21 protein-coding genes are annotated in these 21,275 nt (G+C 59.5%); 10 read left to right on the top strand and 11 right to left on the bottom strand.

The window, feature by feature from the left end:
* Positions 1 to 106 precede the first annotated feature (106 nt).
* The 5 genes from rplS to ffh form a co-directional block, all read right to left on the bottom strand.
* The gene (gene rplS / locus ACRRSD_RS20570; RefSeq protein WP_003175895.1) at positions 107 to 457 is read right to left on the bottom strand and encodes a 50S ribosomal protein L19; all 351 of its coding nucleotides are present in this window, start codon (positions 455 to 457) and stop codon (positions 107 to 109) included.
* A 45-nt stretch (positions 458 to 502) separates the two neighbouring features.
* A complete protein-coding gene (gene trmD / locus ACRRSD_RS20565) occupies positions 503 to 1,255 on the bottom strand; it encodes a tRNA (guanosine(37)-N1)-methyltransferase TrmD (RefSeq protein ID WP_038860625.1) in 753 nt (250 codons plus the stop codon).
* 2 nt (positions 1,256 to 1,257) lie between these two features.
* On the bottom strand, positions 1,258 to 1,794 hold the full coding sequence (gene rimM, locus ACRRSD_RS20560; protein WP_150650192.1) for a ribosome maturation factor RimM: 537 nt from the start codon (positions 1,792 to 1,794) through the stop codon (positions 1,258 to 1,260).
* 5 nt (positions 1,795 to 1,799) lie between these two features.
* Positions 1,800 to 2,051: a 30S ribosomal protein S16 gene (rpsP, locus tag ACRRSD_RS20555; protein ID WP_003198088.1), complete on the bottom strand. Its 252-nt coding sequence runs from the start codon at positions 2,049 to 2,051 to the stop codon at positions 1,800 to 1,802.
* 311 nt (positions 2,052 to 2,362) lie between these two features.
* Positions 2,363 to 3,739 carry a signal recognition particle protein gene (gene ffh / locus ACRRSD_RS20550; RefSeq protein ID WP_007908988.1) on the bottom strand — a complete coding sequence of 459 codons (1,377 nt, stop codon included), beginning with the start codon at positions 3,737 to 3,739 and terminating at the stop codon, positions 2,363 to 2,365.
* Between the two features lie 210 nt (positions 3,740 to 3,949).
* On the opposite strand from ffh, the gene ACRRSD_RS20545 reads away from it, so the two are divergent.
* The 3 genes from ACRRSD_RS20545 to ACRRSD_RS20535 all read left to right on the top strand — a co-directional run bounded on the left by ACRRSD_RS20545 (position 3,950) and on the right by ACRRSD_RS20535 (position 7,570).
* On the top strand, positions 3,950 to 4,762 hold the full coding sequence (locus ACRRSD_RS20545; protein ID WP_435035031.1) for a cytochrome C assembly family protein: 813 nt from the start codon (positions 3,950 to 3,952) through the stop codon (positions 4,760 to 4,762).
* Positions 4,763 to 4,774: 12 nt separating this feature from the next.
* The gene (locus ACRRSD_RS20540; protein ID WP_435035029.1) at positions 4,775 to 6,016 is read left to right on the top strand and encodes a transporter associated domain-containing protein; all 1,242 of its coding nucleotides are present in this window, start codon (positions 4,775 to 4,777) and stop codon (positions 6,014 to 6,016) included.
* A gap of 237 nt (positions 6,017 to 6,253) precedes the next feature.
* Positions 6,254 to 7,570 (top strand): MFS transporter, encoded by a 1,317-nt coding sequence (locus ACRRSD_RS20535; protein ID WP_435035027.1) that lies wholly within the window; start codon positions 6,254 to 6,256, stop codon positions 7,568 to 7,570.
* 120 nt (positions 7,571 to 7,690) lie between these two features.
* On the opposite strand, the gene purT is transcribed toward ACRRSD_RS20535, so the two are convergent.
* From purT to ACRRSD_RS20510, 5 genes are all read right to left on the bottom strand, one after another.
* A complete protein-coding gene (purT, locus tag ACRRSD_RS20530) occupies positions 7,691 to 8,872 on the bottom strand; it encodes a formate-dependent phosphoribosylglycinamide formyltransferase (protein WP_102900595.1) in 1,182 nt (393 codons plus the stop codon).
* A gap of 100 nt (positions 8,873 to 8,972) precedes the next feature.
* Entirely contained in the window at positions 8,973 to 9,440 is a 468-nt protein-coding gene (locus ACRRSD_RS20525; protein WP_016986366.1) for a VUT family protein, read from the bottom strand.
* A gap of 230 nt (positions 9,441 to 9,670) precedes the next feature.
* Positions 9,671 to 9,883 (bottom strand): DUF1289 domain-containing protein, encoded by a 213-nt coding sequence (locus ACRRSD_RS20520; RefSeq protein WP_435035024.1) that lies wholly within the window; start codon positions 9,881 to 9,883, stop codon positions 9,671 to 9,673.
* Positions 9,880 to 10,404, bottom strand: coding sequence for a gamma carbonic anhydrase family protein (locus ACRRSD_RS20515; protein WP_134174792.1), 525 nt, complete (start codon positions 10,402 to 10,404; stop codon positions 9,880 to 9,882). The genes ACRRSD_RS20520 and ACRRSD_RS20515 overlap by 4 nt, the downstream gene beginning before the upstream one ends.
* A gap of 47 nt (positions 10,405 to 10,451) precedes the next feature.
* Entirely contained in the window at positions 10,452 to 11,051 is a 600-nt protein-coding gene (locus ACRRSD_RS20510) for a CoA pyrophosphatase (RefSeq protein WP_122598053.1), read from the bottom strand.
* Positions 11,052 to 11,198: 147 nt separating this feature from the next.
* On the opposite strand from ACRRSD_RS20510, the gene ACRRSD_RS20505 reads away from it, so the two are divergent.
* From ACRRSD_RS20505 to nagE, 7 genes are all read left to right on the top strand, one after another.
* On the top strand, positions 11,199 to 11,750 hold the full coding sequence (locus ACRRSD_RS20505; RefSeq protein ID WP_122609587.1) for an NUDIX hydrolase: 552 nt from the start codon (positions 11,199 to 11,201) through the stop codon (positions 11,748 to 11,750).
* A 48-nt stretch (positions 11,751 to 11,798) separates the two neighbouring features.
* Entirely contained in the window at positions 11,799 to 12,314 is a 516-nt protein-coding gene (locus ACRRSD_RS20500) for a L,D-transpeptidase family protein (RefSeq protein WP_435035022.1), read from the top strand.
* A 283-nt stretch (positions 12,315 to 12,597) separates the two neighbouring features.
* Entirely contained in the window at positions 12,598 to 13,329 is a 732-nt protein-coding gene (locus ACRRSD_RS20495) for a GntR family transcriptional regulator (RefSeq protein ID WP_435038525.1), read from the top strand.
* 22 nt (positions 13,330 to 13,351) lie between these two features.
* Entirely contained in the window at positions 13,352 to 14,458 is a 1,107-nt protein-coding gene (nagA, locus tag ACRRSD_RS20490; RefSeq protein WP_435035021.1) for an N-acetylglucosamine-6-phosphate deacetylase, read from the top strand.
* Complete coding sequence (locus ACRRSD_RS20485; protein WP_435038524.1) at positions 14,451 to 15,461, top strand: SIS domain-containing protein; 1,011 nt, start codon at positions 14,451 to 14,453, stop codon at positions 15,459 to 15,461. Before nagA ends, ACRRSD_RS20485 begins: the two co-directional genes overlap by 8 nt.
* Before the next feature lie 34 nt (positions 15,462 to 15,495).
* Positions 15,496 to 18,009, top strand: a complete 2,514-nt coding sequence (gene ptsP / locus ACRRSD_RS20480; protein ID WP_435035020.1) for a phosphoenolpyruvate--protein phosphotransferase — start codon at positions 15,496 to 15,498, stop codon at positions 18,007 to 18,009.
* 23 nt (positions 18,010 to 18,032) lie between these two features.
* Complete coding sequence (gene nagE / locus ACRRSD_RS20475; protein ID WP_435035019.1) at positions 18,033 to 19,748, top strand: N-acetylglucosamine-specific PTS transporter subunit IIBC; 1,716 nt, start codon at positions 18,033 to 18,035, stop codon at positions 19,746 to 19,748.
* Positions 19,749 to 19,994: 246 nt separating this feature from the next.
* Here the strand turns inward: nagE and ACRRSD_RS20470 are convergent, their stop codons facing one another.
* Positions 19,995 to 20,354 carry a DUF6124 family protein gene (locus ACRRSD_RS20470; RefSeq protein WP_435035018.1) on the bottom strand — a complete coding sequence of 120 codons (360 nt, stop codon included), beginning with the start codon at positions 20,352 to 20,354 and terminating at the stop codon, positions 19,995 to 19,997.
* Between the last annotated feature and the right edge of the window lie 921 nt (positions 20,355 to 21,275).

Genomic DNA, 21,275 nt, shown 5'->3' with positions numbered 1-21,275 from the left:
GATCAAAAGATCGCAGCCTTCGGCAGCTCCTACAGGGGAATGGGAGGAATTGCGGGCAACAAAAAAGCAGCCCGTAGGCTGCTTTTTTCTGCATCGGAAGCTGGACTTAAGCCAGTTTTTCCTTGATGCGAGCTGCTTTACCCGACAGGTCGCGCAGGTAGTACAGCTTGGCTTTACGTACGTCACCGCGACGTTTAACAGCCATGCTGTCGATCTGCGGGGAGTAGGTCTGGAAAGTACGTTCTACGCCAACACCGTTGGAGATTTTACGAACGGTGAACGCACTGTTCACGCCGCGGTTACGCTTGGCGATTACAACGCCTTCGAACGCTTGCAGACGGGAACGATCGCCTTCCTTCACTTTCACCTGAACGACAATAGTGTCGCCTGGGGCGAAGGTAGGGATTTCTTTGGTCATCTGCTCTGCTTCGAGTGCAAGGATGATTTTGTTGGTCATGCTGTGCTCCTAAGGTAAATCGTTCGATCTACCATCGATACGTTGTTAACTATCGTCCCGCTCGCGGATGTATTCCTCGAGCAGCTTCTTCTCTTCTCCAGAAAGCGAGCGGCTTTCCAGAAGATCGGCGCGTCGTTCATAGGTCCGACCAAGGGACTGCTGTAAACGCCAACGCCGGATATGCGCGTGATTGCCACTCAGCAACACGTCGGGAACACGCTGATCCGCATACACCTCAGGTCGGGTGTAGTGCGGGCAATCCAGCAGACCATCCGTAAAGGAATCTTCCTCAGCGGAATCCGCATGCCCTAAAGCTCCAGGCAGCAGTCGTGTAACCGCATCGATCAGGACCATGGCCGGCAGCTCGCCGCCAGACAGTACATAGTCGCCAATCGACCACTCTTCATCGACATGAGCCTCAATAAAGCGCTCGTCAATGCCTTCATAGCGGCCGGCAATCAGGATCAATGCATCCGATTGTGCCAGCTCGCGTACCGCCGACTGAGTCAGTTGACGGCCTTGGGGGGACAGGTAAATCACCTTCGCCGCCTCCCCGGCTGCTGCCTTGGCCTGAGCCAGAGCATCTTCCAGGGGCTTGATCTTCATCACCATGCCCGGACCACCGCCAAACGGGCGATCGTCTACAGTGTGATGCCGATCCGTCGTGTAATCTCGCGGATTCCAACAGGTCAGCTGCAAGAGCCCCTGTTTGACCGCACGACTGGTGATGCCGTAGTCGCCGATGGCGGAAAACATCTCGGGAAACAAACTGATCACTTCTACGCGCAAATTAGCCACGTTTAGAAGTCCGCGTCCCAATCCACCTTCATCTCGCCCGCTGCCAGGTCGATGGCCAACACACATTGCTCCGTATAGGGCAACAGGCGTTCGCGATCATCCAGGCTGCCAGCGCAAGGCTTGACGACCATTACATCATTGGCGCCGGTTTCCAGAAGATGATCGATTTTCCCGAGCAATTGCCCAAGGGTGTCGATGACCTTCAGACCTTCCAGCTGGTACCAGTAGTACTCGCCTTCGGTCAATTCAGCGAACAGATTGCGCGGCACGCAGATTTCATAACCGGCCAGAAGACGAGCTTCTTCACGATCATCGAGACCCTTGAGCTTTGCGACCAGGAACTTGTCGCTCCCGCGTCCACTGACCAGCTCGACCTGTTTCACATTGCCTTCGCGCTTGAGCGTCCAGGTTTTGTACTGCAACAGGTTTTCAGTCGGATCAGTAAAGGAATAAACCTTCACTTCGCCGCGAACGCCATGAACAGAATAAATTTTGCCAATAACGATCAAATCATCGGCAACAGCAGGCGTCGCGTTCATATTGCTCAGGCCGCAGCCTTGGCAGATTCCTTCAACAACTGAGCAACGCGCTCAGAAGGTTGTGCACCAACGCTCAGCCAGTAGGCTACGCGCTCTTGGTTCACGGACAGACGAACTTCCTGACCACGGGCAACAGGGTTGAAGAAACCAACCTGTTCTTTGTGGGAGCCGTCACGCGGGTTACGCGAGTCGGTTACGGTCAGGTGGTAAAACGGGCGCTTTTTGGAGCCGCCAAGGGCAAGACGGATTGTTAGCATGTGAACATCGTTCCTGTAGTCGGTGCTGCAAATCTAAATGCACAGCGGGCATGGGTGCCCGAAAGGCCGCATATTCTAAGGAATATCCGGACTTTTGCAAATGACTTTTTCCGGCGCCTGTGGCATGCCGTGCAGATTTGCATAGAGAGCCGTCGATGAAAACGGCCAGTCAGCTCCCGCCGAGTGCGGGTTTGCTGTTGATCCTGCGTCCTTGCAGGGTCTGCGCCGGTGCGACGACCGGCGAAGTCTTGGTGTCCTGTCTCACCCATTTCGCTCATTTTTGGCGAGCAGAATGGGTGAGACGGGACACCTTACATTTTTGGCATGCCGCCGCCGGGCAACATTCCGCCCATGCCGCGCATCATTTTCGCCATACCGCCCTTGGCGGAGAATTTCTTCATCATCTTCTGCATCTGCTTGTGCTGCTTGATCAAGCGACCGATGTCCTGCACCTGAGTGCCGGAACCCATGGCGATCCGGCGCTTGCGCGAACCACTGATCAGCTCAGGGTCGCGGCGCTCGGCCGGGGTCATGGAATTGATGATGGCTTCCATCTGCTTGAATTGCTTCTCTGCGGCGTTCTGGGCATTGCCCATTTGCGACAGGTTGACGCCGCCGATGCTCGGCAGTTTGTCCATGAGCCCACCCAGGCCACCCATGTTCTTCATCTGTTGCAGCTGATCGCGGAAGTCTTCGAGGTCGAAGCCCTTGCCCTTCTTCAGCTTCTTGGCCAGTTTGTCGGCCTTGTCTTTATCGAGGGTCGCTTCAGCCTGTTCGATCAGGCTGAGCACGTCGCCCATGCCGAGAATCCGCGAGGCGATACGCTCAGGGTGGAACGGATCGAGCGCTTCGCTCTTCTCGCCCATACCGATGAACTTGATCGGTTTGCCGGTGATGGCGCGTACCGACAGGGCCGCACCGCCACGGGCGTCGCCGTCAACCTTGGTCAGAATCACACCGGTCAGCGGCAGCGCATCACCGAAGGCCTTGGCCGTGTTGGCGGCGTCCTGACCGGTCATGGCGTCGACCACGAACAGGGTTTCGACCGGATTGATCGCGGCGTGCAGCGCCTTGATCTCGCCCATCATCTCTTCGTCGATGTGCAGACGACCGGCGGTATCGACGATGACCACGTCGATGAATTTCAGTTTTGCTTCTTTAATAGCCGCGGTGGCGATGTCGACCGGCTTCTGGCTCAGGTCGGACGGGAAGAACGTCACGCCGATATCGTTGGCCAGGGTTTCCAGCTGTTTAATTGCGGCCGGGCGGTAAACGTCCGCCGACACGACCATGACCGACTTCTTCTTGCGCTCTTTAAGGAAGCGCGCCAGCTTGCCGGCGGTGGTGGTTTTACCGGCGCCCTGCAGACCGGCCATCAGAATGACGGCTGGCGGTACGGCGCTCAGGTTCAAATCTTCGTTGGCTGCACCCATCAGGCTTTCGAGTTCGGCCTGGACGATCTTCACGAACGCCTGGCCCGGCGTCAGGCTGCGCGACACCTCGGTGCCGACAGCGCGCTCCTTGACCGAATTGACGAAGTCCTTGACCACCGGCAGGGCGACGTCGGCTTCGAGCAACGCCATGCGCACTTCACGCAGGGTGTCTTTGATGTTGTCCTCGGTCAGCTTCGCCTTGCCGGTGACATGGCGCAGCGTCTGCGAGAGACGGTCGGTTAAGTTTTCAAACATTGCGCGATCCTTTCAGGCCCTGTGTAGACCGGGATAATGGCGGCCCAGACCGGAATCAACATGTGCTCGGCGAGCCTGCGGCGTGGGCAGGTCGCGGATTATAGCGAAGACTGCGGCTGGCGGACACCTCGCTGTCAGCTTCCTGAGTCTTTCGTGCCATGGCGGTTCTATGCCAAACTCAGCCCCTTTCGGGCTTGCCTAACAGGATTTATGCTCCCCTTGTCACCCAGTTTATTGACTACCCTCGCCGCCGCCCTTCTATATGCCGCTGCGACCCTTTATCAGAGCACCCGTCTGGCCACCGGCGCCAAGGCGAACAAGCGCCTGCTGGTCAGCCTTGGCGTTCTCGCCGTCGTGGCCCACGGCGCCAGTCTGCTCACGCATTTGCTGACCCCGATCGGTCTGGGCCTGGATTTTTTCAGCGCCTCCAGCTTGATTGCCGCGGCAGTGATCGCGCTGACACTGATTGCCTGCTCGCGGATTCCGGTGGAAAACCTGCTGGTGCTGCTGTTCCCGCTAGGTGCGATCACCGTGCTGCTGGCGCAGTTCGCGCCGACCGGTACGGTGCAGATCATCGATGAAGAGCCGGGCATCCTCGCGCACATTCTATTGTCGATCCTCGCGTACGGCATGTTCACCATTGCGGTGTTCCAGGCCTTGCTGCTGCTGGTTCAAGATCACCAGCTCAAGCACAAGCACCCGTCCGGGCTGATCAAGAATTTCCCGCCGCTGCAAACCATGGAAAGCCTGTTGTTTGGTTTCCTCTGGGCTGGCTGGACACTGCTGTCGCTGTCGCTGATTTCCGGCTGGCTGTTCGTCGAGAACCTGTTCGCCCAGCATCTGGTGCACAAGACCCTGCTGGCGTGCCTGGCCTGGATCGTCTTCAGCGTACTGCTCTGGGGCCGTAATCGTCTCGGCTGGCGCGGTCACAAGGCGATTCGCTGGACCCTCGCCGGTTTCTGTCTGCTGATGTTGGCGTATTTCGGCAGCAAACTGGTTCGTGAATACATCCTGCACATCTGACGGGCGGCATAAATGGACGCTTTGCCCATAGGGCCGATGCTCGCGGTATTTGTCCTGCTGATTTTGTGGTCAGGGCTGTTTACCGCCGTCGAAATCGCGCAGCAGCACCTGCTCGCGCAACGCACCGCCTCGCGCGCCAGCGATAAACCGCTGGCGAAGCTGAGCTTCCCGCTCGACAGTTTGATCCTCTGCAACACCCTGTGCCGCGCACTCGCGGTCGTCATCGCGACGTTGCTGGCGATATTCCTCTGCGAAGAAAACGGCCCTTGGGCCGCATGCCTCGGCGCTGGGGCAATCCTGCTGGTGTTTGCCGATTACTTCCCGCGCACCGTCGCCCAGCGCTATCCCGATGCCGTGCTGGCGTTCGGCAATACCTTGCTGGCGGTGCCTCTGAAGATTGTCTATCCGTTTGCCTGGCTGTTCAGTCGTATCAGTGGTTTGCTGATGAGCCCTTTCGTGCGCAAGGTCCAGGTCGTGCAGCAAAGCGAAGATGACTCGCCTGCCGATCGATACGACGATCCAGAGCATCCAGTGCGCGCGCACCCGGTCTCAGGCATTCATGCGCTGGACAACATCACGGTCAACGACATTCTGGTGCCGCGCAGTGACGTCGACGGTATCAACCTCGACGACTCGATCGAAGAGATCATCGAACAACTGCGCCATAACAAACGCACACGCCTGCCGGTGTTTCACAGCGACATCAACCAGGTCGAAGCGGTACTCAACACCCGGCAGATCCGGCATCTGCTGAACAACGGTGATCTGACTCGCGAGGCGCTGCTGGCCGCCAGTTACGAACCGTACTTCGTGCCGGAAAGCACGCCGCTGCAACTGCAGTTGCTGAATTTCCACAAGCAGCAGCGGCGGCTGGGCATGGTGGTCGACGAGTACGGCGAAGTGCTCGGCATCGTCACACTGGAAGACATTCTCGAAGAAATCGTTGGCGAGTTTGAAAGCGAGCACAGCCTCGATAATCCGCATATTCATCCGCAGGGCGATGGCCGTATGGTAATTGACGGTACCGCGTCGATCCGCGAGTTGAACAAGTGTTTGGGCTGGCATCTGCCGAGCGATGGGCCGAAAACGCTGAATGGGCTGGTGACTGAAGCGTTGGAGACGATTCCCGAGAGTGTGGTTTGCTTGAAGATCGGTCGTTATCGCCTGGAGATTCTCGAGACCGAGGAGAACCGGGTGAGCAAGGTGTTGATCTGGCATACCTCTTCTGCGCCTGCTTTGGTGCCTGCCCGATAAAAAATCAGAAGATCTTTTGCTCTTGTTTGATTGTTAGCCTCCTTCCTATAATCGAAACGCTTACCCAAGCCCCGCCGAACCTTGTGCTTACCCCGCACCCAACAGGCTTCGGCCATTTCTGTTGTACTCCGGCGACTGTTCCTACCTGAAACAGCGACCGCGCCTCATCCCACATCCCTGGGTGTTCGACCATAATAATTCGCTCCAACGGAGCTCATGACTGTCAGGGATCACCGCATGACGACCAGTACTGCTTATAGCGACACCGCGCCTGCCCAACCGACGAATTCCGCCACCCGCGTGGCCACGGCGAGTTTTATCGGCACCGCAATCGAGTTCTACGACTTCTATGTTTACGCCACGGCCGCTGCGCTGGTGATCGGGCCGGTGTTCTTTCCGCAGACCTCCGGCACGGCGCAGATGCTCTCCGCGTTTCTCACTTTCGGCATCGCGTTTCTCGCCCGCCCCCTGGGCTCGGCACTGTTCGGCCACTTCGGTGACCGCATCGGGCGCAAATCGACGCTGGTTGCTTCACTGCTATTGATGGGCGTGTGTACGACACTGATCGGCGTGCTGCCGGGTTACGCCACCATCGGTGCCTGGGCGCCGATTCTGCTGTGCGTGCTGCGTTTCGGCCAGGGTCTCGGATTGGGCGGTGAATGGGGTGGTGCCGCTCTGCTGGCCACGGAAAACGCGCCGAAAGGCAAACGTGCCTGGTTCGGCATGTTCCCGCAGCTTGGCCCTTCGATTGGCTTTCTCGCCGCCAACGGTTTGTTCCTGACGCTAGCCATGACCCTCGATGACGAGCAATTCCGCAGCTGGGGTTGGAGGATTCCGTTCCTGCTCAGCGCCGCGCTGGTGATGGTCGGTCTGTATGTGCGATTGAAACTGCATGAAACACCGGTGTTCGCCAACGCCATCGCCCGCCAGGAACGGGTAAAGGTGCCGCTGGTCGAGCTGTTCAGCCAGTATTGGGCACCAACCTTGTTGGGCGCAGCGGCGATGGTGGTCTGCTATGCACTGTTCTATATCTCGACGGTGTTTTCCCTGAGCTATGGGGTTTCCACGCTGGGTTATAGCCGTGAGACGTTCCTTGGTCTGCTGTGCTTTGCCGTGCTGTTCATGGCGGCCGCGACACCGCTGTCAGCCTGGGCCAGCGACCGTTACGGGCGCAAACCGGTGCTGATCATCGGTGGCGTACTGGCGATTCTTTCCGGTTTTTTGATGGAGCCGTTGCTGACTCAGGGTTCGACCTGGGGCGTGGCGCTGTTTCTGTGCATCGAGCTGTTCTTGATGGGCGTGACGTTTGCGCCGATGGGGGCACTGTTGCCTGAGCTGTTTCCGACCCATGTGCGTTATACCGGCGCTTCGGCGGCGTATAACCTGGGCGGCATTGTCGGAGCCTCGGCGGCGCCGTTCTTTGCGCAGAAACTGGTGGCGATGGGTGGTTTGAGTTATGTCGGCGGGTATGTGTCGGCGGCGGCAGTGCTGAGTGTGATTGCGGTGCTGTGCCTGAAGGAAACGCGCAATAACGATCTGAATCAGGTTGCCTGACAGAAGGTCAAAAGCTTCGCGAGCAAGCTCGCTCCCACAGGGTTTTGGGGTTGGTCACAGATTCTGTGTTCACCCCATCCCATGTGGGAGCGAGCCTGCTCGCGAATGCCGCGACTCGGTTTAGAGTTCTACGACAACAGCCTGAGCAGCACGGGTCGCCTTGGCACGCGCAGCCTCGATCGACTCATCTCGCGCCAGCGCCACGCCCATGCGGCGCTGACCATTCACTTCCGGCTTTCCGAACAGGCGCAACGCCGTGTCCGGCTCGCTCAGCGCAGCGCCGAGGTTGGCGAAGGCGGTCTGTGTCGACTGCCCTTCTACCAGAATCACCGCCGAAGCCGAAGGCCCGAACTGGCGAATCAGCGGCACCGGCAGACCCAGAATCGCGCGAGCGTGCAAGGCGAACTGCGACAGATCCTGCGAAATCAAGGTCACCAGACCGGTATCATGCGGACGCGGCGAGACTTCGCTGAACCACACCTGATCACCCTTGATGAACAGCTCAACGCCGAACAGACCACGACCACCCAGCGCTTCAGTCACCGCTTTGGCAACACGCTCGGATTCAGCCAGGGCAATCGGGCTCATGGCTTGTGGCTGCCACGATTCCTGATAGTCGCCCTTCTCCTGACGGTGGCCGACTGGCGCGCAGAAAGTGGTGCCGCCGATGTGGCGCACGGTCAGCAGGGTAATTTCGTAATCGAAATCGATGAAACCTTCGATGATCACCCGACCTTTGCCCGCGCGACCGCCCTCTTGCGCGTAGTCCCAGGCTTTCTGCACGTCATCGGCACTGCGCAGCAAGCTCTGGCCTTTACCCGACGAACTCATCACCGGTTTGACGACGCATGGGAAACCCAGGTCCTCAACGGCTTTGCTGTAGTCCTCGAAGGTGTCGGCAAAGTGGTACGGCGAGGTCGGCAGGTCCAGCTCTTCAGCGGCCAGACGACGGATGCCTTCGCGGTTCATGGTCAGCTGCGCAGCACGCGCGGTCGGGATCACGGTGAAGCCTTCGGCTTCCAGCTCAACCAGAGTGGCAGTGGCGATGGCTTCGATTTCCGGCACGATGAAGTGCGGCTTCTCGGCTTCGATCACGGCACGCAGGGCCGCGCCGTCGAGCATGTTGATCACGTGGCTGCGATGGGCAACCTGCATGGCCGGCGCGTTGGCGTAGCGGTCGACGGCAATCACTTCAACGCCCAGGCGTTGCAGCTCGATCACCACTTCCTTGCCCAACTCACCACAGCCACACAGCAATACGCGGGTCGCGGTTGGCGACAATGGAGTTCCGATACGGGTCATCTCAGGTCCTCAAAGAAGCGGATCATCGAGGAAAGCAACGCCAGACGCGCTTTCCATGGGGAGAAAGCGCGGCATTTTACATGAACCTGAGGGTTTGGCTTCAGCCGGCGACAGCCTGTTTGCGCTCACGCCAGGCCATGATCAGCCAGACGGCAGTGACGCCGGCAAATTTCGAAGCCAGTGCGGTGATGATCACCGGCGGCGTCAACAGGTCGATCATGCCGAAGAAGATGAAGGTATCGAGGGGAATGCTCAGTGCCGAGCTGATCCACAAACGGTCGCGCAATGGTCGCTTGGTGATGCTGAACACCAGCCAGTCTATGCACTCGGAGACCGCGAACGCTGTGGCGCTGGCCAGCGCGATGGAGGGATCTGAGGTGACGTAGGACAGCACCAGCGCCGCCAGCATCGCGACGATCGCGCCGTGGCCGAAGCGGGTTTGCACCATATCGCGCAACACGAACACCAGACCGCCCCAGGCCGACCAGATGATGTCCAGGTGTGGCGCGGTGGAAAAGGCGAAGTTGATCAGCACAACGCTGCTGATGTAGGCGATGAGGAAAATCATGGAGGCGACCTGTCAGATTGGCGCACAGGTTACTTGACCGGCAGATCAAGAGCCACCCCCTCACCCCAGCCCTCTCCCCCATGGGGGCGAGGGGGAAAGGGAGCCGATCTCCATGATGTTCAAAACCGAGTTCGACGCGGTATTTTCAGGTCGGCGTGACTCGTCCAAACAACCCGGTCAGTCCCCTCTACCTCTGGGAGAGGGCTAGGGTGAGGGCCTTCCCAAGCCGATCACGACTTCGACGAAGGCAGCATCCACACCAACCCACTCGCCTTCGCCCGCTCATGACACAACCCCAGCACCACCCGGCGCTCGTCATTGCTCATGCGGCCCCAGCGGGTGATCTCCTCGACCGTACGCTGGCAGCCAGTGCAGATGTCAGCCTCATCCAGCGCACAAATATTCACGCATGGCGAGGCGACCGGTCTTTCGGGCGTGTTCATTCTTCCTGCTCAACCAGATCGCGCGCATAACGCTGGGAGTTATGCACATAGTGCGCGGCGCTAGCCTCAAGCATCTTTTTCTGCGCCTCGGTCAGCTCGCGCACGACTTTGCCCGGCGAGCCCATCACCAGCGAGCCGTCAGGAATTTCCTTGCCTTCGCCGATCAGCGAGTTGGCGCCAATGATGCAGTTCTTGCCGATCTTCGCGCCGTTGAGAATCACCGCGTTGATGCCGATCAGACTGTAATCGCCAACGGTGCAGCCATGCAGCATGGCGTTGTGGCCGATGGTCACGCCAGTGCCAATGGTCAGCGGAAAGCCCATATCGGTGTGCATCACCGTGCCGTCCTGCACGTTGCTGTTCTTGCCGATCAGGATCAGTTCGTTGTCGCCGCGCAGCACGGCGTTGAACCAGACGTTGGCGCCCTCTTCGAGTTTGACCTTGCCCACCAGCACGGCATTGGGGGCGACCCAGCTCTGTGGATGGGTCTCGACACGGGCGTCGCCCAAGCGGTATTTCATCTTGTTTTCCTCAGGGCTCACGGTGTGATGGCCATTCGAACGATGGCTTAGGTGTTGATAAAGCTTTTCGGTGGTTGATGCAGGCTGATTTTCGCGTCATAGAGCAGGTTGATCAACTCGACGATCATGATCGCCGTCAGGCCCCAGATCTTGAAATCGCCGTAGCGATAGCTCGGCACGTACCAACTGCGGCCCTGATAGTCGATGCGGTGAGTGTGCTCGCGAGGGTCTTTGCGGAAGAACTCCAGCGGCACACTGAACACGGCCGCGATTTCGGCATCGTTGGCGCGGTATTCGACAAAGTCGGGGATGACGCCGACATAAGGTGTGACCTTGATGCCGTGCAGGGAAATCAATGGGCTGAGTGGACCAATGACTTCTACCAGTCCCGGCGGCAGGCCGATTTCTTCTTCGGCCTCACGCAGCGCGGTAAAGATCAGGTCCGGGTCTTCCGGATCGCGGCGGCCACCGGGGAAAGCGACTTCGCCACCGTGGGTCGAGAGCCCGCTGGCGCGCAGGGTCAGTACCAGTTCCGGCTCGTCACTGCGGGTGATCGGCACCAGAACGGCGGCCTCGGGGAAACGTGTATCGGTCTCCAGCGTGCGCGGTGTGTGGTTGCTTACCCGATGCAGTAGCTCGTCCAGCATGAGTGTTCTCGATCTGTGCCTTACCCCGCATCATGCACCAATCATTGCGAGCGCCCAAGCCCCCGAAACCCTTCGTGTCGCGAAACGACAACTTGCCGACCGGCACCGCAGCACGCCAAGATAGGCGCAGCATTCAGGAAGCCCAGCATGAAATTTTGCAGCCACTGCGGTAACCCGGTCACCCAGCGCATTCCCGAAGGCGATTCGCGGCTGCGATTTGTCTGTGACAGCTGTCAGACCATTCACTATCAGAACCCCAACATTGTTGCCGGCTGCGTGCCGACCTGGGGCACGAAAGTGCTGTTGTGCCGCCGCGCCATCGAGCCACGCTTGGGTTACTGGACCTTGCCAGCCGGTTTCATGGAGAACGGCGAGACCATCGAACAGGCCGCCGTGCGTGAAACTGCCGAAGAAGCCTGCGCTCGGGTGCGCAATCTGAGCATCTACACATTGATCGATGTGCCGCACATCAGTCAGGTGCATGTGTTCTTCCGTGCCGAGCTGGTCGATCTGGACTTCGCCGCCGGCCCGGAAAGTCTTGAAGTGCAACTATTCGACGAAGCCGACATTCCCTGGGACGAGCTGGCTTTCCGCACGGTGGGGCGTACCTTAGAATGCTTCTTCGCTGATCGGCGTATCGAGGCGTATCCGGTTCGTTCGGAATCGATTCCTCCACTCGCTCAGCCTGCCATCACCTGAAATATCCATAAATAAAATAGCTGCGTCACTCCCTGGGGAATCGTTTCAATGCGCTGGTTGCTTGCCCTGTTGTGCCTGTCGTTCGTTACCGTCTCCCAAGCGTCATTCGTGACCACCGTGACGCCGGCGAATACACCGCTTATCGAGAAAGTCCTGGTACTCAAATCGGCTCATCAACTGCAGTTGATTGCCGACGGCAAGCCGCTCAAGACCTATCGCATTTCCTTGGGCAAGGGCGCGAAAAAAGGCCCGAAACTGATTGAAGGCGACAAACGCACACCGGAAGGTTTCTATTGGATCGACTGGCGCAAGACCAGCGACAAATTCAACCTGTCGATGCACATTTCCTACCCGAACATCAGCGACTCGGCCCGCGCCCGGCGTGAAGGTGTCGAGCCTGGCGGGATGATCATGATCCACGGCACGCCGGATTCGGAAGAAACCCCGGAAGACCTGTTCCACACCCTCGACTGGACTGATGGCTGCGTCGCCATGCGTAACGTCGACATGCGCGAAGTGTGGAATCTGGTGCCGGACGGCACGATGGTCGAAATTCGCCCTTGATCCCTGACCACTGGTCACCTGCAAAAAAATAAATCAAAAGATCGCAGCCTGCAGCAGCTCCTACCGAGGTGATACCACTCTCAACTGTAGGAGCTGCCGCAGGCTGCGATCTTTTGCTTTTTACAGGCCACCACTAATACCACTTGAAACCACAACCTCTGAAAGCCGCCAATCCATTGGGCCAGATACCATTTCATCGCGTTGACATGGTATTCAAGTGGTATTAATTTCCGCCCCACAAGCGAGCCACAACAATCCTATACTCGCGTCGGAAATGACCTACATGAACGACTTCCAGACCCTACGCCCAGACGACTCCCAGCCGACGCCGCTGTACCTGCAACTGGCGCGCAATCTGGAAGCGGCGATTCATGCCGGGCAGTGGAAATCCGAGCAGGCGATGCCCTCGGAACGCAACCTCAGCGAGCAACTGGGCATTTCCCGGGTGACTGCACGCAAGGCGTTGGAAGTCCTCCTCGATCAGGGGCTGATCCGTCGCCTGCAAGGTTCCGGTACCTTCATCACCCCACGCCTCGAACAACCGCTGTCGCGCCTCTCCGGTTTCAGCGAAATGCTCCGCCTCAAGGGCTTCGTGCCCAGTTCACAGTGGCTGGAACGCGAAATCACCCTGCCGACCCACGAAGAACTGATCCGCCTCAGCCTGTCGCCGAACGACAAGGTCGCGCGCATGAAGCGTCTGCGCAAAGCCGATGACACCGTTATGGCCATCGAAATGAGCACCCTGCCCGCCTCGATCATGCCCAAGCCGCAACTGGTCGGGGATTCGCTCTACGAATACCTCGACGGTATCGGCAAACCGATCGTTCGCGCCTTGCAGCACATTCAGGCGATCAACGCCTCGGACGAGTTCGCCGCGCTGGTCGGCATCGCCCCCGGCACCGCCATGCTGCTGATGACCCGGGTTGGCTACCTGGAAGACAACACACCAATCGAAGTCACCGACACCTATTGCCGCAACGACTACTACGACTTTGTTGCAGAGCTGCGCCGCTAAGCGGCCCAAAGCGAGAATCAAAATGTCCGAAGACAACATCCTCACCGCCAGCGGCTGGGTTCGCGGCCGGCTGATCCACGAACACGGCAAAGTCGTGTCGATCGAAGGCGTGCCTTGCGACCCGGCAAGTAATGACTTGCCGTATCTGCTGCCGGGCTTCATCGACCTGCACGTCCATGGCGGCGGCGGCAAAGACATCATGGAAGGCGCCAGCGCTTTCGAAACCATCACCAAAACCCACGTGCGTTTCGGCACCACCTCGCTGCTGGCCACCACCATGACCGCGCCGAGTGCCGAGATCTCCAGCGTCTTGAAGGAAGTCGGAGCATTCTGCGAACAGCGTCCGCAAGGTGCCGCGCGTGTCCTCGGTGTGCACCTCGAAGGCCCGTACATCAACCCCGGCAAACTCGGTGCACAGCCGAACTTTGCCCACACTGCTTTGATGGCCGAGGTCGAAGAATATCTGGCACTGGCGCCGATCCGGGTGATCACCATCGCCCCGGAAATCGCCGGCCACGACGGTTTGATCCGTGAGCTGAGCAGCCGTGGCGTGCGCATGCAGATCGGCCACACCCTCGGCAGTTACGAGGAAGGCGTCGCCGCCCTGGATGCCGGCGCGACCAGTTTCACTCACCTCTACAACGCCATGAGCCCGCTGCATCACCGCGAACCGGGCATCGTTGGCGCGGCACTGGCTCACGCCAAATTCGCCGAGCTGATACCGGATCTGCTGCACGTGCATCCCGGTGCCATTCGCGTGGCCCTGCGTTCGATCCCGTGCCTGTATTGCGTCACCGATTCGACCGCCGCCGCCGGCATGCCCGACGGTGAATACAAACTCGGCAGCCACACCGTGACCAAATGCCTGGGCGGTGTGCGCCTGCCCGACGGCACTCTGGCCGGCAGCACGCTGACCATGGATCAGGCCCTGCGCAATCTGGTGAAGATCGGATTGCCGATCGCCGAGGCTTCGCAACGACTTTCGCAATTCCCCGCCGACTACCTCGGCATCACTGAACGCGGGCGCCTTGCACCTGGGGCCTGGGCCGACTGCGTGCGGCTGGATCGCTCACTCACACTGACCGCCGTCATGGTCGAAGGAGAAGACATTGACTTCAAAAATGCTTGAGGAGGCGCTGTCCTCCTTCGAGGCCGTGCAGGCCCAACTGCAACAAATCGACCCGCAGATGATCGAGATTGCCGGACGCCTGCGTCGGCAGCCACCGCAAGTGGCGATGACCGTTGCGCGCGGCAGTTCCGACCACGCGGCGAGCTACTTCGCTTACCTGACCATGCAGCAACTGGGTGTGCCGGTGGCGTCGTTGCCGATGTCGGTGGTGACCATGCAGCAAGCGCCGTTGAAGGTCAGCGGTCAGGTTGCGTTCGCGTTCTCGCAGTCGGGACAGAGTCCGGATCTGGTCAACAGTCTGCGTCTGTTGCGTAAACGTGGCGCGCTCAGTGTGTCGATGGTCAACGCTGCCGATTCACCACTGGAAGCTGCCTGTGAATTCAGCGTGCCGCTGCTCGCCGGCATTGAAAGCAGTGTCGCTGCGACCAAGAGTTTTATCGCCACCCTCAGCGCCAGCGCCCGTTTGATCGCGCACTGGAAAGAAGACAGCGAATTGCTTGAAGCCGGCAATGCCCTGCCTGAAGGCCTGCAAGAAGCCGCGAAACAGGACTGGAGTGTGGCCATCGAAGCGCTGCGTGATTGCGAGCGTTTGATGGTCATCGGCCGAGGCGCCGGATTCGCCATCGCTCAAGAGGCAGCACTGAAATTCAAGGAAACCTCGGCGATTCAGGCCGAAGCCTTCAGCAGCGCGGAAGTCCGTCACGGCCCGATGGCGCTGATCGATGAACATTATCCGTTGCTGGTTTTCGCACCGCGCGGAGCTGAACAGGCTGGCCTGTTGAGTCTGGCAGCAGAGATGCGTCAACGCGGCGCCCGTGTGTTACTGGCCGCGCCGGATGACATCGCCGAGCGCGACCTGACGCTGACCCGCGCCGAACACCCGGCCCTTGATCCGATTCTGGCGATCCAGAGTTTCTACGTGATGGCCGCTGGTCTGGCCGTGGCCCGTGGCATGGACCCGGATCAGCCGCGCCACCTGAGCAAAGTGACCCGCACGCACTAACTCCGAATGACTGCACACCTGATGAGACCGAGCCATGCACAACAACAATAAAGAGCTGACCCTCAGCGCCCCGCTCAGCGGCCCTGTGCTGACGCTCGCCAAAGTCCCGGACGCGGTGTTCGCCAGCGGCGCGATGGGCGACGGGATTGCCATCGACCCCATCAACGACACCCTGTACTCGCCGTGCGCCGGGGTGATCATTCACGTCGCCCGCACCGGCCACGCACTAACCGTACGCGCAGATAATGGCGCGGAAATCCTCCTGCATCTGGGTCTCGACACCGTTGAACTGAACGGCGAAGGCTTCTCGATGCTGGTCAAGGATGGCACGCGTGTCAGCAAGGGTCAGCCGTTGTTGCGCTATGACCTGGACAAGGTCGGCCAGCAGTGCAAAAGCCTCGTCAGCCTGTTGATTCTGACCAACAGCCAGGATTTTCAGGTGCGACCGATTACGCTGAAAGCGGTGAAGGTTGGCGAGCCGTTATTACACATTGTTGCGCGTAACAGCGTGGCGGCGAATGTCGCGGAAGTCGGCGGACCTGAGGTTCACGGTCATGTGCTGGTAGCTCATCGCGGCGGTTTGCATGCACGCCCCGCTGCGCTGATTCGGCAGACCGCGCAAGGTTTCAAAAGCCAGTCGCAACTGCACTTCGCCGGCAAATCGGCGCCGTGCAACAGCCTGATCGGTCTGATGGGGCTGGCGGTTGGCGAGCAGGATGAAGTGCAGGTCAGCTGTCAGGGGCCGGATGCCGAAGCGGCGCTGCACGCGTTGCTCACCGCGTTGGCCACGGCGCTGCCGGATGACTGTCACGCTACGGCGCCGGTGAGTGTCGCGTTGGTCAAACGCCCGGCCGAGGCTGGCGTATTGCACGGTGTGTGCGCTGCACCGGGATTGGTCGGCGGGCCGCTGTTTCGTTTGAACGCGATCAGTTTGCCGGTGGATACGGGCAATCATGATCCGTTGCAACAACTGCAGGCGCTCGACACTGCATTGAATCAGGTGCGCAGTGAAATCGACGGCACCCTCGCCCAAGCGAAAAAACACAAGAATGCCGACGAAGAAGCAATCTTTGCCGCGCACTTGGCACTGCTGGAAGATCCGGCACTGCTCGATGCTGCACAGCAATCCATCGAACAAGGCACGGCGGCGACTCACGCCTGGAGCCAGTCGATCGACGTACAGTGCGAAGTCCTGCAACACACCGGCAGCGCCCTGCTAGCGGAACGCGCCAATGATTTACGCGACCTCAAACAACGCGTGCTGCGTGCGTTGCTCGGCGAAGCGTGGAATTACGATGTGCCGGCCGGCGCTATTGTTGCGGCGCATGAGCTGACACCGTCGGATCTGCTGCAACTCAGCGCCCAAGGTGTCGCCGGGTTGTGCATGGCCGAGGGTGGCGCGACGTCGCACGTGGCAATTCTGGCGCGCGGCAAAGGTCTGCCGTGCATGGTTGCATTGGGTTCGGCATTGCTTGATCAACCGCAAGGGCAATCGGTGGTGCTCGACGCCGACGGTGGTCGCCTCGAACTGGTGCCAAATGCCGAACGTCTGGCCGAAGTGCAACAGGCGCAAATTGACCGTCAGCAACGCCGCGACGCGCAACAAGCCAAGGCTCACCTGCCTGCCGAAACCCGTAATGGTGTGCACATCGAAGTCGTCGCTAACGTTGCCTCCAGCGGTGAAGCGGCAGATGCCTTCGCCAACGGTGCCGATGGTGTCGGTCTGTTGCGCACCGAGTTTCTCTTCGTCGATCGCCAGACCGCACCCGATGTCGAGGAACAGCGTGCTGCCTATCAAGGCGTGCTGGATGCAATGGGCGATCACCCAGTAATCATCCGCACCATCGACGTCGGCGGCGACAAGCAACTCGACTATCTGCCGTTGCCGATCGAAGCCAACCCGGTGCTCGGCCTGCGCGGCATTCGTCTGGCTCAGGCCCGTCCGGAAATCCTCGACCAGCAACTGCGTGCGCTGCTGCAAGTCAGCCCGCTGCGTCGTTGCCGGATCCTGTTGCCAATGGTCACCGAAGTCGATGAGCTGCTGCACATCCGCCAACGCGTCGATGCGCTGAGCCTGGAGATGAGCATTACGCAGCGCCCGGAAATCGGCGTGATGATCGAGGTCCCCGCCGCCGCGTTGCAAGCCGAACAACTGGCCGAACATGCCGACTTCCTTTCGATCGGCACCAACGACCTCTCGCAATACACCCTGGCGATGGATCGCGATCACGCAGGTCTGGCCGCCCGCGTCGACGCCCTGCATCCGGCGCTGCTGCGCCTGATCGCCATGACCTGCGAAGGCGCGGCGCTGCACAAGCGTTGGGTCGGCGTCTGCGGTGCCCTCGCTTCCGATCCGCTGGCCACGCCGGTACTGATCGGTCTGGGCGTCACCGAACTGTCGGTCAGCCCGGTGCAGATCGGCGAAATCAAGGATCGCGTGCGCCAGGTGCACGAAGCCGAATGCCAGCGCCTCAGCCGCGACCTGCTCAAACTCAGCAGTGCCGCCGCCGTGCGCCACGCCTGTCATCAACATTGGCCTCTGCGCTAACAAAAACAAAAAGGACAAACGCCATGTATCAACTCTTTATCGAAGGCCTGCAACGCCTCGGCCGCGCGCTGATGCTGCCGATCGCGATCCTGCCGATTGCCGGCCTGCTGCTGCGTCTGGGTGACACTGACCTTTTGAACATCGCGATCATTCACGACGCAGGTCAGGTGATCTTCGCCAACCTGGCAATGATCTTCGCCATCGGCATCGCCGTCGGTTTCGCCAAGGACAACAACGGCACCGCCGGCCTGGCCGGAGTGATCGGTTATCTGGTGATGATCTCCACGCTGAAGGTGCTCGATGCGAGCATCAACATGGGCATGCTCGCCGGGATTGTCAGCGGCCTGATGGCAGGCGCGCTGTACAACCGCTTCAAGGACATCAAGTTGCCGGAGTACCTCGCGTTCTTCGGCGGCCGACGGTTTGTGCCGATCGTCACCGGGTTCGCAGCGGTCGGTCTGGGCGTGGTGTTCGGCTACATCTGGCCGCCGATTCAGCACGGCATCAACGCCTTCGGTGCACTGATGATGGAAAGCGGCAGTATCGGCGCGTTCGTGTTTGGCGTGTTCAACCGCCTGCTGATCGTCACTGGCCTGCACCACATCCTCAACAACATGGCGTGGTTCGTGTTCGGCAACTTCACCGACCCAACCACCGGAGCTCTGGTCACGGGTGACCTGTCGCGCTACTTCGCTGGCGATCCAAAAGGCGGCCAGTTCATGACTGGCATGTTCCCGATGATGATCTTTGGCCTCCCGGCGGCGTGTCTGGCGATGTACCGCAATGCCCTGCCGGAACGCCGCAAGGTGATGGGCGGGATTTTCCTGTCGATGGCGTTGACCTCGTTTTTGACCGGGGTGACCGAGCCGATTGAATTCGCCTTTATGTTTTTGGCGCCGTTGTTGTATCTGCTGCATGCGTTGCTGACCGGGTTGTCGATGGCGATTACCAATGCGCTGAACATTCACCTCGGCTTCACCTTCTCCGGCGGCTTTATCGACATGGTCCTGGGTTGGGGGCGTTCGACCAATGGCTGGCTGGTGATTCCGGTCGGGCTGGCGTATGCCGTGGTGTATTACGCAGTGTTTGATTTCTGCATTCGTCGCTTCAATCTGAAGACGCCGGGGCGTGAGGATGTGGCTGTCAGTGAAAAAGCCGTACTCACGGAAAACGAACGCGCCAGTGCCTACATAAAGGCATTGGGCGGGGCGGAGAACTTGGTCACCGTTGGCGCCTGCACTACGCGGTTGCGCCTGGAGATGGTCGATCGCAACAAGGCGTCCGACGCTGATCTGAAAGCGCTGGGCGCGATGGCGGTTGTGCGTCCGGGCAAGGGTGGGAGTTTGCAGGTTGTTGTCGGGCCAATGGCGGACAGCATTGCGGATGAGATTCGCCTCGCCATGCCTTCACTGGGGCGTGCGGTTCTGGTTGAAACAGCTGTTATTGCTGATGAGCCGAAAGTTGTTGCCGTTGCCGGTTCCGAGGCGCAGCAATGGCTGAACGCGTTGGGCGGTGGCGACAATGTGCTGCAACTGGATTGCATTGCGATGACGCGGATTCGCCTGCAATTGGCGGATGGAAAGGCGTTGTCCGAGGCGCAGTTGAAGGATCTGGGTTGTCACGGTGTCAGCCAGTTGGATGGCGGGGTCTGGCATTTGCTGGTGGGCGATAAGGCGGCGAGTTTGAGCGGGGCACTGGAAAGCCTGGTCAACCGCAGCGAGGTTAGCGCCAAAGTCTGACCCCACACATCACCCCTGTAGGAGCTGCCGCAGGCTGCGATCTTTTGATTTTGCTTTTTTACAATCATAAGCAAGAGCAAAGAGATCGCAGCCTCGTTTCACTCGACAGCTCCTACAGGGAAGCTATCTACCCGAAGAATCAGGTCGGCTATCAGGTCGCCATCGCTGGCAAGCCAGGCTCCCACAGATTGCGCATTGTTCTCCTTGTGGGAGCCAGCCTGCTGGCGATGAACGATGACGCGGTCGTCAGGTTTGTGGATCGACTCGATCCAGTGCGCGGTTTACTGCGAGTTCGGCGAGCATGATGATTTGCTGGATACCTAGCGCGGTGCTGCGCTGCAGGCCGGTTAGCTCATTGGCAAAGTTGCTGGTAGCAGCGCTTGCCGAGGCTAACGATTCGCAGGCGTGAGCGAGCAGGCTTTCGGTGTCGACCTCTGGGCAGACCATGAACATGGTGCTCGGTCGGCGGGGCTTTGCGGGTTCGGGGCACAGATAGAAATCGAGGGCGCGTTTGATGGCTTCGCGGTTTCGGGTTTGGTCTTCGGCGCGGAGGGCTTCTTCGAGTGGGGTTTTGGTTTCGGGTGGATCGGGTACGGGCTTAGTCATTGCAATGATCTCTAATCAATGATTGAGCCATCACTGGTCGTTTCTCACGCGACGAAGAGGTGGCAGCTATGTGCGGAGTGAGAAACCGGTAAGAGATCAACCCGGCCGAACCGAAGTCCGCCCGCACACAGCCGCCATAGAACATCACCGGCAGCAAATGAGCTGGCGGCGATTATGGTGCTACTGACGTTTGATTAAAACCTCTTACCGGGTTCTCACACCCGATCACCGATTTGCGGTGACAGCCAAAGACTAGAGACCCGACGTCCGACGGACAACCTGAAAACCTTGTGGGAAGGTTCTGGCTATTCGACACATCATTAAACAGCCAAAAGCAAACCCTCACCCTAACCCTCTCCCAGAGGGAGAGGGGACTGACCGAGGTGTCTGGTGGATGTACGCCGACGTGAAAGACCGAGTCGAATTCAGATCTTGAAAAGCCCAAAAATCGACTCCCTCTCCCTCTCCCTCGCCCTCGGCAGAGGGCTGGGCAAGTGGCGTTCCGATGAGGGGCAGCTCCAACACAAATCAAAAACCGAACACCCCGTGCTCTTCACCACTCAATAGGCCGAGTGTCAGCTCGCCTGCTTTTGATCTTGATCCACCGGCCCCGTCGGCAGGCTTCGTTCCGGGATTTATCCGGGGGTGGGAGCGCAGCGACCGTTTGGCGCAGCCAAATGCATCGAGAGGAGGTGCAGCGAAGCAAACCGTAGGCGATGCGCCCGGATGGATCCCGGAGCGAAGGAACCCCGAGCTTTAGCGAGTGGGCCGAACGTTGGGGCAAGCGTTTTTGGTTACTTTTTAGGCGTTTGTAAAAAGTGACCCGCCGTAAGGGCGGAACCCTAAGAAGCCGTTACCGCAGCAAAGGATATGTACCCGATCAGTCAGAACATCATTGCCTGATCCGACGCCTTCGCGAGC

Source organism: Pseudomonas neuropathica, from assembly GCF_051174785.1.
Classification (GTDB): Bacteria; Pseudomonadota; Gammaproteobacteria; order Pseudomonadales; family Pseudomonadaceae; genus Aquipseudomonas; species Aquipseudomonas neuropathica_A.
This window is presented reverse-complemented; position numbering and strand designations above follow the sequence as displayed.